The 12,470-nt window shown below is 72.0% G+C and carries 13 protein-coding genes and 1 pseudogene; 9 read left to right on the forward strand and 5 right to left on the reverse strand.

All coding sequences use genetic code 11. The features are described 5' to 3' along the window. The first annotated feature begins 249 nt into the window (after positions 1-249). The gene (locus ACWDEX_RS21630; RefSeq protein WP_450465334.1) at positions 250-1,317 is read left to right on the forward strand and encodes an RNA ligase (ATP); all 1,068 of its coding nucleotides are present in this window, start codon (positions 250-252) and stop codon (positions 1,315-1,317) included. Positions 1,318-1,336: 19 nt separating this feature from the next. Here the strand turns inward: ACWDEX_RS21630 and soxR are convergent, their stop codons facing one another. Beyond that, positions 1,337-1,855, reverse strand: a complete 519-nt coding sequence (gene soxR, locus ACWDEX_RS21635) for a redox-sensitive transcriptional activator SoxR (RefSeq protein ID WP_450465335.1) — start codon at positions 1,853-1,855, stop codon at positions 1,337-1,339. A 114-nt stretch (positions 1,856-1,969) separates the two neighbouring features. Here soxR and ACWDEX_RS21640 point away from each other — a divergent pair, with 114 nt between their 5' ends. Continuing rightward, positions 1,970-2,431 (forward strand): MaoC family dehydratase, encoded by a 462-nt coding sequence (locus ACWDEX_RS21640; RefSeq protein WP_450465437.1) that lies wholly within the window; start codon positions 1,970-1,972, stop codon positions 2,429-2,431. A 12-nt stretch (positions 2,432-2,443) separates the two neighbouring features. Here ACWDEX_RS21640 and ACWDEX_RS21645 read toward each other — a convergent pair whose 3' ends face one another. After that, a complete protein-coding gene (locus tag ACWDEX_RS21645; protein ID WP_450465336.1) occupies positions 2,444-3,064 on the reverse strand; it encodes a TetR/AcrR family transcriptional regulator in 621 nt (206 codons plus the stop codon). A 98-nt stretch (positions 3,065-3,162) separates the two neighbouring features. Then, positions 3,163-3,450 carry a YiaA/YiaB family inner membrane protein gene (locus ACWDEX_RS21650; RefSeq protein WP_450465337.1) on the reverse strand — a complete coding sequence of 96 codons (288 nt, stop codon included), beginning with the start codon at positions 3,448-3,450 and terminating at the stop codon, positions 3,163-3,165. 162 nt (positions 3,451-3,612) lie between these two features. Between ACWDEX_RS21650 and ACWDEX_RS21655 the strand changes: the two genes are divergently transcribed. The 3 genes and pseudogenes from ACWDEX_RS21655 to ACWDEX_RS21665 form a co-directional block, all read left to right on the forward strand. Beyond that, positions 3,613-4,281 carry a TetR/AcrR family transcriptional regulator gene (locus tag ACWDEX_RS21655; RefSeq protein ID WP_450465339.1) on the forward strand — a complete coding sequence of 223 codons (669 nt, stop codon included), beginning with the start codon at positions 3,613-3,615 and terminating at the stop codon, positions 4,279-4,281. A 46-nt stretch (positions 4,282-4,327) separates the two neighbouring features. Further along, complete coding sequence (locus ACWDEX_RS21660) at positions 4,328-5,200, forward strand: ArsR/SmtB family transcription factor (protein ID WP_450465340.1); 873 nt, start codon at positions 4,328-4,330, stop codon at positions 5,198-5,200. Between the two features lie 171 nt (positions 5,201-5,371). Next, positions 5,372-5,829, forward strand: a pseudogene (locus tag ACWDEX_RS21665) (LysR substrate-binding domain-containing protein); the annotation flags it as partial. 74 nt (positions 5,830-5,903) lie between these two features. Here the strand turns inward: ACWDEX_RS21665 and ACWDEX_RS21670 are convergent. Further along, a complete protein-coding gene (locus ACWDEX_RS21670; protein WP_450465438.1) occupies positions 5,904-6,521 on the reverse strand; it encodes a TetR family transcriptional regulator in 618 nt (205 codons plus the stop codon). A gap of 64 nt (positions 6,522-6,585) precedes the next feature. Continuing rightward, positions 6,586-7,131: a hypothetical protein gene (locus ACWDEX_RS21675; protein WP_450465341.1), complete on the reverse strand. Its 546-nt coding sequence runs from the start codon at positions 7,129-7,131 to the stop codon at positions 6,586-6,588. A gap of 246 nt (positions 7,132-7,377) precedes the next feature. On the opposite strand from ACWDEX_RS21675, the gene ACWDEX_RS21680 reads away from it, so the two are divergent. From ACWDEX_RS21680 to ACWDEX_RS21695, 4 genes are read left to right on the forward strand one after another with little or no spacing between them, the layout of a single operon-like run. Continuing rightward, positions 7,378-8,091, forward strand: a complete 714-nt coding sequence (locus tag ACWDEX_RS21680; RefSeq protein WP_450465342.1) for a TnsA-like heteromeric transposase endonuclease subunit — start codon at positions 7,378-7,380, stop codon at positions 8,089-8,091. After that, positions 8,088-10,118, forward strand: a complete 2,031-nt coding sequence (locus ACWDEX_RS21685) for a Mu transposase C-terminal domain-containing protein (protein ID WP_450465343.1) — start codon at positions 8,088-8,090, stop codon at positions 10,116-10,118. The genes ACWDEX_RS21680 and ACWDEX_RS21685 overlap by 4 nt, the downstream gene beginning before the upstream one ends. Continuing rightward, positions 10,115-11,197 carry an ATP-binding protein gene (locus ACWDEX_RS21690; RefSeq protein WP_221910772.1) on the forward strand — a complete coding sequence of 361 codons (1,083 nt, stop codon included), beginning with the start codon at positions 10,115-10,117 and terminating at the stop codon, positions 11,195-11,197. Before ACWDEX_RS21685 ends, ACWDEX_RS21690 begins: the two co-directional genes overlap by 4 nt. Further along, on the forward strand, positions 11,197-12,405 hold the full coding sequence (locus tag ACWDEX_RS21695; RefSeq protein WP_390754489.1) for a hypothetical protein: 1,209 nt from the start codon (positions 11,197-11,199) through the stop codon (positions 12,403-12,405). The genes ACWDEX_RS21690 and ACWDEX_RS21695 overlap by 1 nt, the downstream gene beginning before the upstream one ends. Positions 12,406-12,470: the final 65 nt, after the last annotated feature.

Genomic DNA, 12,470 nt, shown 5'->3' on the forward strand with positions numbered 1-12,470 from the left:
GGTCCGAGACCGTCGACGTCATGCGCGAACGGAGCAAGGGGAGCGACGGACGGCGCGGTCGTGCCGATGTCACCGCAGGCAGTCGCCGACTCGGCGGCGGCTGCCGTGGCGGCCGGGGCCTCGGACTGCGCGGCGTTCCACCGGCCGAAGAGGGCGACGCTACCAGCCGCAAATCCGTTCGCCCCAGGCCTTTCCCGCACGGACAGTAGGAGGCGATGAATCGCACCTGAGGAACCCAGAGGAGTCCCGATGTCGACGCTGCGCGTCACCGCCGAAGTGCTGACCATCCACGAGCATCCGAACGCCGACGCACTCGAACTGGCCCAGGTGGGCCTGTACCGAGCCGTCGTCGCCAAGGGCGAGTACCGCACAGGTGACACCGCCGTCTACATCCCGGAGCAGTCCGTGCTCCCGGCCGGGCTGATCGAGGAGCTGGGGCTGACCGGGCGGCTGGCGGGCGGCAACAGCGACCGGGTCAAGGCGGTACGGCTGCGCGGCGAGCTCTCGCAGGGCATCGTCTGCCGCCCCAGGGTGCTGGTGGGGGTCGACCTCACGCAAGCCGCGGCGGACGGCACCGACTTCGCGGAGGTGCTCGGCATCACCAAGTGGGTGCCGCCGATCCCGCCCACCATGGACGGTGAGGTGACGCCCGCACCGGAGTTGCTGCCCTGGGTCGACATCGAGAACATCCAGCGCTACCCATACGTCTTCGCACCGGGCGAGCCCGTCGTCCTGACGGAGAAGCTGCACGGGTCGGCGTGCCTGCTGACGTATGTCGCGGACGAGGACCAGGTACTCGTCTCCTCGAAGGGCTTTGGTGCCAAGTCCCTGGCCCTGGTGGAGGATCCGCGCAACCTGTACTGGCGGGCGGTACGCGGCCACGGCGTCCCGGAGGTCGCGGCGCGCCTGGCCGAGCGGCTCGGAGCACGCCGGGTTGGGATCTTCGGCGAGGTGTACGGGGCAGGCATCCAGGATCTGACCTACGGCGCCGACGGCCGGCGGGACACCCTCGGGTACGCGGTCTTCGATGTGTCCGCGGAGATCGACGGGACGCTGCGCTGGCTGGACGCGGCGGAGCTGCTCGCCGGGGAACTTCCTTTGGTTCCAAGGCTGTTCGAGGGGGCGTACGACATCGAGCGGGTGCTGGAGGTCGCGACCGGGCGGGAGACCGTGTCCGGACGGGGGCTGCATCTGCGCGAGGGTGTGGTCATCCGGCCGGCCACCGAGCGGTACAGCCCGGTGACCGGAGGCAGAGCGATCGCGAAGGCGGTGAGCCCGGCCTACCTGACCCGTAAGGGCGGTACTGAGTACGAGTGAGCACCGCGCCCCGGGCCGCTCAGCGGCATTCTCCGGCCGCTTCCCGTTCCCGTTGCTCCCGTTCGCGGCTGCGCCGCCTGAGGCCGCGTTCCACCAACAGGCGCGAGCCCGACCTCGTTTCGCCGAAGGTGTCGTCCGGGTTGGACAGGACGCATGTCTCCAGGGACAGACAGCCGCAGCCGATGCAGTCCGTGAGGTGGTCGCGGAGTCGGCTCAGCTGGCTGATGCGCTCGTCGAGTTCGGAGCGCCAGGCCTCGGAGAGGCGGGCCCAGTCCTCGTGGGTCGGGGTCCGCTCCTCGGGGAGCTGGGCGAGCGCCTCGCGGATGGTGGCCAGCGGAATGCCGACGCGCTGCGCGGCCCGCACGAAGGCGACCCGGCGCAGCGTGTCACGCTGGTAGCGGCGCTGGTTGCCGGATGTGCGGCGGCTGCTGATCAGACCCTTGGACTCGTAGAAGTGCAGGGCGGAGACGGCGACACCGCTGCGTGCGGACAACTGGCCGACGGTCAGCTCATGGATCTTCTCAGGAATCTTGGGCACCCCTCAGAGCCTACCCACCGGCCACACCGTCGGTCCGTTGACAGGCCTCCCCCACCCGGTCATGCTAAGCAGTTGCTTAGACATGGTGACTTCATGAGGCGAAAGGCCGGCGACATGGCAGAGCCGAGGACCTTCACGTCCGCCGACGAGCTGAAGGCGGCGGTGGGCGAGCAGCTTGGGTACAGCGACTGGCTGGAGATCGACCAGAAGCGGATCGACCTGTTCGCGGACGCCACGGGCGATCACCAGTGGATCCACGTGGATCCGGAGAAGGCGGCCGCCGGCCCCTTCGGCACGACCATCGCTCACGGCTATCTCACCCTGGCACTGCTCCCGCTGTTCGGGCCGCAGCTGATCAGCGTCGAGGGCGTGAAGATGGGCGTCAACTACGGGACGAACAAGGTCCGCTTCCCCGCCCCGGTCCCCGTCGGCTCCCGGCTGCGCTCCACCGCGACGATCTCGGGCGTCGAGGACGTGCCGGGCGGGGTGCAGGTGAGCGTCGTCTTCGTCGTGGAGCGCAAGGACGGCGACAAGCCCGTCTGTGTGGCCGAGTCGGTGGTCCGCTACTACTTCTGAGCGGTCCGTGGACTACTTCGCGCCCACCATCCGCAGGACGAGGTCGGCGTAGAGCGCGCCGACCTCGTCGGGCGTGCGGGGGCCGTCGGCGTTGAACCAGCGGGCGACGTCGATACACAGCGACAGCACCGCGAGGGTGGTGCCCCCCACGTCCGGCACGTCGAACTCACCGGTCGCCACGCCGTCCTCGACGATCCCGCGCACCTCGGCGTCGACCTGTCGGCGCAGTGCGACGATCTCGGCCCACGCTTCCGGGCCGAGCGCGTCAAGTTCGTACTGCACCACCCGGGCGACGGTGTGCTGAGCGGCGTGCCAGCGCACAAAGGAACGCACCGCGTCGGCCAGCCGCTCGGCGGCGGTACCTTCGCCCCGCGCCGCCGTGCTGAGAACCTCCAGCGCCTTTTCGTGGCCGATCCGGCTGATGCGGTGGAGCAGTTCTTCCTTGGTCTTGTAATGGATGTAGAGCGCGGCCGGGCTCATACCGGCCCGGCCCGCGATGTCACGCGTCGTAGTCGCGTGGTAGCCGCGCTCGGCGAAGGCCTCCACAGCGGCGACCAGCAGCCGCCGGGCCGCGTCAGGGGTGACCTCGGCCCATGGCTGTGCCCCGCCGCCCGACTCCTGCGCCGCACTCATCGCTCACTCGCCCCTCTCACCGGCAGGGATAACACCATACCGCCGTGGGTGAGCGGGCGCTTAGGGCCTCTCGGTCGGCGGGGGCGCGGCTCCCGGAGTCACAGCTTCTCGAAGGGATCGTGTTCGGCGAGCAGCTTCTCCATCCGGGCCTGGTCGACCCGGCTGACGATCTGGCCCGCCTCCTGGCGGTCCCTGAGCACCTTGGCGAGCGTGAAGGCGGAGGTGACCAGGTACAGGACGGCGATGGCCAGGAACGCCCGCACCCAGGCGTCGGCGTTCAGCTTGTAGATGCCGACGGCGGTCGCGACCATGGCCACGGAGAAGGACGCGACGGCCTGGCCGTAGAAGGCGGCCGTGCTCTGCTGCTTGACCGGTGTCTCGCTCATGGGACCAGGGTCGGCGGAGGCGGCCCGGGCCACCATCCGTCCATGTACTCATACACGTACTCAGAAGGCCCGAACGCCTTCCGGGGGCAGGCTGAGGGGGAAGTCCGCACCTCTTGAACGCGCACTGCTGGTTTCCCGTCCCGCGGCCCTACCATGTGCGCCATGGCCCGACCGCGCAAGCCCCTCCTCAGCACCGACCGCATCGTCGCCGCGGCACGTGCGCTGGTGGACGCGGAGGGCCTCGCGGCCGTCTCCACACGCCGGCTCGCCGCCGAGCTCGGGGTCAGCGGCCCGTCCCTCTACAACCACTTCCGCACCAAGGACCAGATCCTGGAGGCGGTCGCGGACTCGGTGAGCGCCCAGGTCGATCTGTCGATGTTCCAGGACGGCCGTGACTGGCGGAACGCGCTGCACGACTGGGCGGTCTCCTACCGGACCGCTCTGCGCGACCACCCGAACATCGTGCCGGTCCTGGCCCGCGGGCCCGGCCGCCGCCCGGCCGCGCTGCGCCTCGCGGACGCCGTGTACGGCGCGATGGTCGAGGCGGGCTGGCCACCCGCGCAGGCCACCTCCATCGGCGCACTGATGCGCTACTTCGTCACGGGGTCGGCGCTCGGCTCGTTCGCGGGCGGCTTCGTGGACGACGAGACGGCGTACGACCCGGCCGACTACCCTCACCTCGGCCAGGCGCACCTTCTTGCCGAGCAGCAGGAGAGGGTCGACGAACGGGCCTTCGAGACCGGGCTGACGGCGCTGCTGGACGGGCTGGAGCGGCAGTACGAGCGGATCGGGCGGACCGCGCGGCCCGGAGTGACCGGGGAGACCAGGTAGGGATCGGCCGGGCACACTTCGGTCGATACCGAAGTGTCCATGCCCCATGCTGGGGCGTATGACCACAAGGAATCCGGGCCGGACGTGGCCCAGGGACTCCCAGGCGCCGGGGCTCGCCGCCCTCGCCGGGCTGATCGCCGACGAGACACGCGCCGCCTGTCTGCTGGCGCTGCTCGACGGGCGGGCTTGGACCGCCGGGGAGTTGGCGCGGCACGCGGGCGTCGCCGCGTCGACGCTGAGCGAACACCTGGGCAGGCTGGTCGCGGGCGGGCTGCTGGCCGAGGAGCGGCAGGGACGGCACCGGTATGTGCGGCTGGCCGACGTGGGGGTCGCCCAACTGGTCGAGGACATGGCCGCGCAGGCGACGCCGGGCGCTGATGTGACACGCCCGCGCACACTGCGGGAGTCGAGCGCCGGGTCCGCGATGGCCCGCGGCCGTACCTGCTACGACCATTTCGCCGGGCGGCTCGGCATCGCCCTCACCGACGCGCTGACCGCCGGCGGGCTGCTGCGTACGGCGAGTGAGCCGGAGGGGCCCTCCGGTTCCGGGAGTGCGAGCGTGCCGGTGCCCGACGGGGTGAGCGCGGTCGGGCTCCCGGCACCGGCTGAGGTGTCCGGGAAACGCACGCGTGAAGAAGGGTCCACCGGGTTCACGCTCACGGACGCGGGCCTGAGGTGGTTCGACGCCGCCGGCATCGGCCTCGACCGCAAGGGCCGCCGTCCGCTGGCACGCGCCTGCCTTGACTGGACCGAGCGCCGCCCTCATCTCGCGGGCGTCGCGGGCGCGGCCCTGTGCCGGCACGCCCTGGACGCGGGCTGGTGCGTGCGCATCGGCTCCGAGCGGGCCGTGAAGGTCACGGCGGCGGGTGAGCGTGCGCTGTCGGAGCTGCTGGGGATCGAGGCAGGGGTGCTGCGCTGACGCCCCGACCGACGCCCAGACCGGACCCCGGCCGGATCCCGGCCGCACGGGGCCGCGTCGGTCAGCGGCACGCCGTCCGGCACCGGCAGGGCGCAGGACACCGCCACCGCCGACTCCCCCACCGCGGAGCCGCGACCTCAGTCGCCGAAGCCGGTGGCCCGGGTGCGCTTCTACGTCTGGCTGCCGCTGCCCGACTCGGACCGCTACGGGTGGACGGTGGTCGCCGAGGAGCCCCGCCTGGTCGCGCTCCCCGACACCCGTCCGCTCACCGCCCGCGCGGAGGTGGACTTCGCCGACCTGGCCGGTGAGCCGTTCCTGGCGCTGCCGCCGTCCTCCGGTGCGCTGCGCGATCACTGGCTCGCTCTCGACGCCGGGACGGCCGTCCGCCGCGCGTCGGCGCCGAGGTGGCGAGCACCGAGGAGACGTACGAGGCACTGGTCGCCGGACTCGGTGTCTGTCTGGTCGCGGCGGGCAACGCGCCACTGATCACCCTGGGTGGGGTGACGACGCGTCCGGTGCGGGGCATCGGGCCCCGCCGCTATGCCATGGCCTGGCGACATGAGGACGCGCAGCGGCCCCTGGTGCGGGCCTATGTGGAGGCCTGCCGGCGGGCGACCGGCGGCACATGACATCGCGTGGGGCGGGTTCCGCTCCCCGCGGGGTGCCGTCCGGTCGTCTGCCACGACGGGCCACGTTCACGGCATCAGCTCAACACCCGTTCCAGATAGGCCCTCAGGAGTGCGCGGGTCTCCTCGATGACCTTCTCGTCGCCCTCCGGGGCCACCCTGAAGGCGAGCTGGACCAGGGTGTCGGCGGTTTCCACCGCGATCAGGAACGTGCGGCGCAGATCCTCGTCGGGTTCGCGGTCGAGGTACGCGGACAGCAGGTCCGTCAGACGGTCGGCGACCCTGTGGTTGGGTTCGTCGCGGGCGCCGACCGGTATCTGGTTGCCGAAGTCGACCAGGGAGAAGCCGGGTGCCGTGCGCTTCATGTCCAGGTACTCGTCCAGGATCGCGTCCATGGCGGCGCGCCAGCCGCCCTGGCCCTCCACCTTGGCCAGGCGGCGGGTGACGCGCTCGGTGTAGCGCTCCAGATTGCGTTCGGCCAGGGCGTCGACCATGGCCCGTTTGTTGTCGAAGAAGCGGTACACGGAGCCGATCGGCACACCGGCGCGCAGGGCCACGGCCCGGGTGCTCAGGTCGTCGTAGCCGCCCTCGTCGAGAAGGTCGGCGCAGGCGTCGAGGATCCTGGTCAGTCGTTCGGCGCTTCGGCGTTGGACGGGCGCACGGCGCAGCGATGTCGCTTGGGGCACGGGCTTCATCATGCCTGTCGCGCAGTAAGTGGTGAACCTCGCCCGTCGGTTCGGACACGGGCGGCCGTCGTGCTCATCGGGCGGCCCGGAGGTCATCCCGCGCCCGCTGAGCCCGGCCCACCTCGGCGTTCGACGCCGTGATGTCGGCCGTGCTCTCGACGGCCTTGCCGCGCACCGCCCACACGGTCTGGTCGTCCGCGTAGAGCCGGACGGTGACATGGTGCGTGCCGCGGGGGATCAGCCGCGCGGAGAGGCGGTAGTCGCCGGTGCGCAGCCGGACGAGAGGGTGGCCGTCCAGGTAGAGCCGGGCGACGCCACGGCCGGCCACGGCCACCGGACGTGCACCGACGGGCGAGAAGCGGAAGTTGCGGACGGTCAGCCGCACGTCCCAGTTATCACCGGCGTCCGGCTGGACCTCGACCGCCACCTCGGGCGCACTCTTCCTGTCGACTTCACGGTAGTGCCGTCCTTCCTCGTCCGTGTTGTCCAGCACCTTGCCCACCGGCGAGAGCGTCACCTCGCCCTTCCGCTCGTGCGCGTCGTCCGAGCCGCAGCCCGTCGAGCCACCGAGCAGGGCACCCACCGCGAGCACGGCGAGCAGTCCGCGCGTCCACGACATACCGGCGAGCGTATTGCACGCCCATTGCCGCGGGGATCCCCCTCAAGTCCTGGTTCTTGCGCCCTTCGACGGTTCCGGCCGGTCCGGCCGGTCCGGCCGTGTCCGGTACGGCTTGACTCTGCACATGTCAGCTCTAAGCTGCATCTGATCTTGCAGTGGTCAACGTGACCTTGCATCGAGCGGTGGGGTTAGCCGGACGTGGTGCATGCGTTAGAGGTCCTGCCGGGTGGTTCTGCTGGGCCTCCGGTGTCTGGGTTCGAGGTCGCGTACGTCGCCCCGGACGGGACGGGGTTGCGGCGTCCGCTGCCGGAGGCGTGGGCGGTGCCGTTCGAGCACGCCCTTCCCGTACGGGCCTTCGCGTCGTACCGGCGGCAGCGGAACCTGCCGGGCCTGTGGTGGTCGGCGACCACCGGCGGGCACGTCGGGTACGAGTCCTGGCTGGAGCGCGACCAGGTCATGCTGCTGGACTTCGATCCGGCGGTGGTGGGGATCTCCTCGCAGCCGTTCTGGCTGTTCTGGTCGGCGGCGAACGGGCGGCCGGTCTCGCACGCGCCGGACTACTTCGCCCGCCGTGAGGACGGGACGGGTGTGGTCGTCGACTGCCGTCCGGCCGATCGCCGCGGCCTGCGGGACGTGGTGAAGTTCGAGGCGACGGCGGCGGCCTGCGCCGAGGTGGGGTGGGAGTTCCGGCTGCTGGGTGTCCCGGATGCGGTCGTGGTCCGCAACGTCCGGTGGCTGGCGGGCTACCGGCACCCCCGGCATGGGGTGGAGCCGGCCGCCTCGCGGCTGCGGGAGGTGTTCGCCGAGCCGCTGCCGCTGATGGACGGGGCCGCGGCGGCGGGTGAGCCGCTGGCGGTGCTGCCGGTGCTGTTCCACCTGCTGTGGTCGCACGAGCTGACGGTGGATGTGTCGGTGCCGCTGCACTCCGGCTCGCTGGTCTCGCCGGGGGCGGGCCGGTGACCGCGGGCGGGGGCTCGGTGCTGCGGCCGGGTGACTGGGTGACCTTCGACGGCGGTGAGCATCAGGTGGTGGCTCTGGCCGGGACGGCGGTGCGGCTGCGGTCCGCTGCCGGGGCGGAATCGGTGGTGCTGGCCTCGTATCTGATGGCGGCGCCGGACTTCGCTGTTACCGGCGCCGAGCCGCTGCCGGAGATGGAGCCGTTCGGTCTGCTGGAGACGCTGCCGGATCCGGCGCGGGCGGCGGCGGTCGAGTGGCAGCGGCATGTGGTGGAGGTGGAGACCGGGCTGCCGCCCGGCGCCGAGCCGGGAACACCTGCGCGGCCGGAGTACGACCTGGTGTCGCGGACGGTGGTGGAGCGGGCCCAGGCGAAGGCCGACGAGCTGGGCGTGAGCCTGCGCACGGTGATGGACAAGCGGTCCCGCTACGCCCGGCAGGGGTTGTGGGGGCTGGTTGATCAGCGGTTGGTGCGGGTGAGGGAGGCGACCGGGCGGGCAGATGCGCGCGTGGTCGCGGCGATCCGCCAGGTGCTGGACGACCAGACGCAGGTGTCGACCGGGACGCGGTCGCGGGTGATCCGGCGGGTGGTGAAGCTGGTGGAGGCCACCCACGGCGAAGGGGTGGTGCCCCTGCCGAGCCGGAACACCTTCTACCGCCTCATCGACACGCTCTCGGCCGGGCGGCACGCCTTTGGGTCGGCGGTCACGCGGCGGCAGACGGCGAACCGGCCGGCGGGGCCGTTCACGCCGACGTTCGCGGACCGGCCCGGGGAACAGGTGCAGATCGACTCCACCCCGCTGGATGTGATGGTGGTCCTGGACTCGGGGGTGAGGGCGCGGGCGGATCTGACGATCGCGGTCGACGTCGCCACCCGCACGATCTGCGCGGCGGTGCTGCGGCCGGTGGGCACCAAGGCGGTGGACGCTTCGCTGCTGCTTGCGCGGATGCTGGTCCCGGAGCCGATGCGGCCAGGCTGGTCCGCGTCGCTACGGATGGCGGTCTCGCGGATGCCGCACAGGCAGCTGCTCGGCGTCGACGCGCGGATGGAGCAGGCCGCGGCGAAGCCGGTGATCGTGCCGGACACCGTGGTCATCGACGGCGGGAAGGTGTTCATCTCCGACACCTTCCTGCGGGCCTGCGAACGCCTCGGCATCTCCGTCCAGCGGGCGCGTCCGCGCACGCCGACGGACAAGGCGATCGTGGAGGCGACGTTCTCCGCGATCAACACGCTGTTCTGCCAGCACCTGGCCGGTTACACCGGCCGGGACGTCACCCGCCGCGGCGAGAAGATCGAGCAGGCCGCCGTCTGGACGATCCCCGAACTACAGGACCTGCTGGAGGAGTGGCTGCTGGCCGGGTGGCAGATGCGGCCGCACGACGCCCTGCGCGACCCGTTCCGGCCGGGCAAGGCGATGTCGCCGAACGACAAGTACGCCTCCCTGGTCGCGGCGGCCGGCTACCTGCCGCTGGTGCTGCGCGGGGAGGACTACCTGGAGCTGCTGCCGGTGGCCTGGCGGGCGATCAACGACTACGGCATCCGCATCGGCCACCGCACCTACGACGCGCCCGAGCTCGGGCCGTGGCGGCGCCAGCACTCCGGCCACGCGGCCAAGCGGGGTCTGTGGGAGGTGCACTACGACCCCTACGACCTGACCCGCGTCTTCGTCCGCACCACCGGCGGCTGGATCACCGCACCCTGGGTCCACCTGCCGCTGGTGAACGCCCCCTTCGCGGACTTCACCTGGGACCACGCCCGGCGCCTGGCCGCCGCGGCCGGCCTGGACGACGCGAACGAAGCCGACGTCGCGCGGGTCCTGGACGCGCTGCTGACCCGGGCCGAGCACGGACCGGACATCCGCACCGCCCGGGTCCTGGGCCGCACCCGCACCGCCGCCGCACTCCCCGCGCCCGCGGCGGAACCCGAGACCGAGAACACGCCCGACCCCGCCGGGCCCGACTCCGCGCCGTCCGCGGAGGTGGTGCCCTTCGGGGTCTTCGACGCCCACGCCGAAGCCGAAAGGTGGCTATGAGCACGCCCGCGACCGCGACCCCGCAGCCGGACACCGACGAGCAGGCGCCGCCGGACTCCCCGCTGACGACGAAGGAGGGTTGGCGCCGCTACGTCGAGCACGAGACCGCGGCGCCGAAGCTGCTGCCCGCCGCCGAGCGGGCCGCGCTGACCGGGCGGGAACGGGCCCGGGTGGACGAGCGGCGGCGGGAGTATCACGCGGACCTGCCGCTGGTGAACACCCCGACGATCCGGAAGGTGATCTCCACCGCCCGGCTGCTGATCCAGCTCAACCGCCACCAGGTCTCCGCCCGCCGCGGCGTGATCCTCTCCGGCGCCTCCGGCACGGGCAAGACGACCGCGCTCACCCAGCTGGGCCGCGCGCACGAGCTGGCCACCCGCAAGCGCCACCCGCACGACCGCTCCCGCCTGCCGGTCGTCTATGTCACCGTCCCGCCGGCGGCCACCCCGAAGATGCTGGCGCAGGAGTTCGCCCGGTTCTTCGGGCTGACCTTCCCGGCCCGGGCCACCCACACCGACATCGTCGACGCCGTCTGCGCCACCGCCGCGCACGTCCACGTCGACCTGGTCCTGGTGGACGAGCTGCACAACCTCAACCTCGGCTCCCGCTCCGGGGCGGAAGCATCCGACCAGCTGAAGTACTTCGCCGAGCGGCTGCCGGCCACGTTCGCCTACGCGGGCATCGACATCGAAAGCCAGGGCCTGTTCGCCGGCACGCGCGGCCGGCAGATCGCCGGACGGTTCGTCGTCATCCGCGCCGCCCCGTTCTCCTACGCCACCACCGGCGACAAGGAAGCCTGGCGGGGCCTGGTCGGCACGCTGGAATCCATGCTCCGCCTCCACGAGCACGCGCCGGGCACGCTGAGCGCGATGAGCGACTACCTCTTCCACCGCACCGGCGGCATGATCGGCAGCCTGTCGCAGCTCATCCGCGGCGCCGCCGTGCTGGCCATCGAGGACGAGAGCGAACGCATCACCGAGGACCTGCTGGCCCTTGTCCCGATCGACTTCGCCGCCGAGCAGTCCGAGCAACTCACCGCTCCGGCCAAGGCGACCGGGCGGCGGAGGCGCGCGGCCTGATGCTCCGCACGCTTCCCGACCCCGTTCCGCCCGCCCGGCACGAGATCCCCCCGTCCTACATCAGCCGCCTGGCCACCCTGCACGGCCTGGACGTCAACGGCCTGTGGTTACAGGTCACCCAGCCCGCATACCCCGGGGCAGGCCGCCGCGTCGTCGTCCCCGAACGGCTCGCCGCGCTGACCGGCCGCAGCGTCCACGCCCTGGCCGGGGCGATGCCGGAACTGCGCGACCCGCCGCCGAACTGGGAGATGTTCCGCCACCAGCCGCAGACCGGCTGCCACCTCTGCGACGCCCGCCATCCCGGCGGCCGGGTGGTGCGGCTCTTGCCCCACCACGCTTACGTCTGCCTGCGGCACGGCACCTGGATCGGGCCGCCCGACATCGACCACCCCGCCGTCGATCTCACCCGGCTCCCGGACATCATCGACGCACAGCGGCGCCACCTGCTCGTGCTGCGGCGCTACGGCTGGGCCGCCACCTACGACGCGGTGCTGACCGGCCTCATGCTCTGCGCGCATATGTGGTCCCCGGAAGGGCGCCCGTCGCCCTTCGGCCGCTGGGACTCCTGGGACGACCGCCTCGACATCCTGATCCCCTTCGACCGGGAGAAGCAGGACTACGTCGGCTTCAGCACCTCGAAGCTGTTCGCCGCGGTCTATCCCGAAGCCGTCGCCCTCGCACCGCTGATCGCCTCCCCCTACTGGCGTCGGCTGGCCGGCGGCACCGAAGCCGAGCAGGCCCGGTTCTTCGCGGAGGTCGCGGGCCGCGTCACCTATCCCTACAGCCCGCCCGACCGGACCGGTGACGCCGTCGCCCACTGGGCGCTCGCCGACTCCTGGCGACCGCCCAGCCGGCCCCTGACGACCTACACGCCCGGCCGCGTCCGCGGCACCCTGCCCGGCGTCGCCGCGAACCGGCTCGCCCGGCACGAAAAGAGCGCGTTGTGGTTCAGCCGGCTCCGCCGGAACCAGGGCCGCACGCTCCTCTTCCACGGTCACCTCAAGCCGGTCCTCCTGCGCGACGGCGAACCCCAGTACGTGAAGTGGGAGGGCACCATCTGGCACAGCACGCGCACCGACGATCAGTTGAAGGAACAGGCCGCGAAAATGCGCCGGGCACTCGAAGTCACATGCTCTCGCCTGCCGCACCAGCGCACGGAAACCGCAAGATCAAATTTCGCAGAACCTCCCGGCCGCCCGCTGCCTTAGGGCGTGTCCGGTGGGTCACGGGTGACCCACCGGACACGCCCTAGTTGTACGTCGCGAACAGGGAT

The sequence above is a fragment of the Streptomyces sp. NPDC001020 genome (genome assembly GCF_053599115.1).

What these genes read in the sequence shown, in the direction of transcription:
- ACWDEX_RS21630 (WP_450465334.1), top strand. Translation starts at nt 250, where the DNA reads ATGTCGACGCTGCGCGTCACCGCCGAAGTGCTGACCATCCACGAGCAT.
- ACWDEX_RS21640 (WP_450465437.1), top strand. Translation starts at nt 1,970, where the DNA reads ATGGCAGAGCCGAGGACCTTCACGTCCGCCGACGAGCTGAAGGCGGCG.
- ACWDEX_RS21645 (WP_450465336.1), bottom strand. Translation starts at nt 3,064, where the DNA reads ATGAGTGCGGCGCAGGAGTCGGGCGGCGGGGCACAGCCATGGGCCGAG.
- ACWDEX_RS21650 (WP_450465337.1), bottom strand. Translation starts at nt 3,450, where the DNA reads ATGAGCGAGACACCGGTCAAGCAGCAGAGCACGGCCGCCTTCTACGGC.
- ACWDEX_RS21655 (WP_450465339.1), top strand. Translation starts at nt 3,613, where the DNA reads ATGGCCCGACCGCGCAAGCCCCTCCTCAGCACCGACCGCATCGTCGCC.
- ACWDEX_RS21660 (WP_450465340.1), top strand. Translation starts at nt 4,328, where the DNA reads ATGCTGGGGCGTATGACCACAAGGAATCCGGGCCGGACGTGGCCCAGG.
- ACWDEX_RS21670 (WP_450465438.1), bottom strand. Translation starts at nt 6,521, where the DNA reads ATGAAGCCCGTGCCCCAAGCGACATCGCTGCGCCGTGCGCCCGTCCAA.
- ACWDEX_RS21675 (WP_450465341.1), bottom strand. Translation starts at nt 7,131, where the DNA reads ATGTCGTGGACGCGCGGACTGCTCGCCGTGCTCGCGGTGGGTGCCCTG.
- ACWDEX_RS21690 (WP_221910772.1), top strand. Translation starts at nt 10,115, where the DNA reads ATGAGCACGCCCGCGACCGCGACCCCGCAGCCGGACACCGACGAGCAG.
- ACWDEX_RS21695 (WP_390754489.1), top strand. Translation starts at nt 11,197, where the DNA reads ATGCTCCGCACGCTTCCCGACCCCGTTCCGCCCGCCCGGCACGAGATC.